Source organism: Mesorhizobium sp. M8A.F.Ca.ET.208.01.1.1, from assembly GCF_004791315.1.
Taxonomy (GTDB): domain Bacteria; phylum Pseudomonadota; class Alphaproteobacteria; order Rhizobiales; family Rhizobiaceae; genus Mesorhizobium.
Genome location: NZ_SRUT01000225.1, coordinates 1 through 321, shown reverse-complemented (window position 1 = coordinate 321; position 321 = coordinate 1). Strand labels below are relative to the sequence as shown.

The window sequence follows — 321 nt, the reverse complement described above, 5'->3', positions numbered from 1 at the left end:
ATGATCGCCGCTCTAGACGATCACGGACGGGTGAGCGCCGCCGCCCAGGTCATGAACATCTCGCAGCCGGCCGCATCGCGCATGATCGCCGAGATGGAGGCGGTGCTCGACGTTAGGTTGTGCGAGCGGCTGCCGCGTGGCGTGACGCTGACTCCTTACGGCCAGGCGCTCGCCCGCCGCGCCCGCTCGATCCTGCTCGAGATGCGGGAGGCCGATCGTGAGATTTCTGAGCTCAAGGCAGGCAAGGGCGGGTCGGTGTTCCTTGGCGCGGTGACAGCGCCGGCAATCGAGCTCGCGGTGCCGGCGATTCGCGAGATACGC

General features: G+C 67.9%; 1 protein-coding gene. It reads left to right on the top strand.

What is annotated here, in order from left to right:
- Positions 1-321 (top strand): LysR family transcriptional regulator (locus tag EN851_RS35035; RefSeq protein ID WP_135931099.1); only part of this gene is annotated, 321 nt, incomplete at both ends.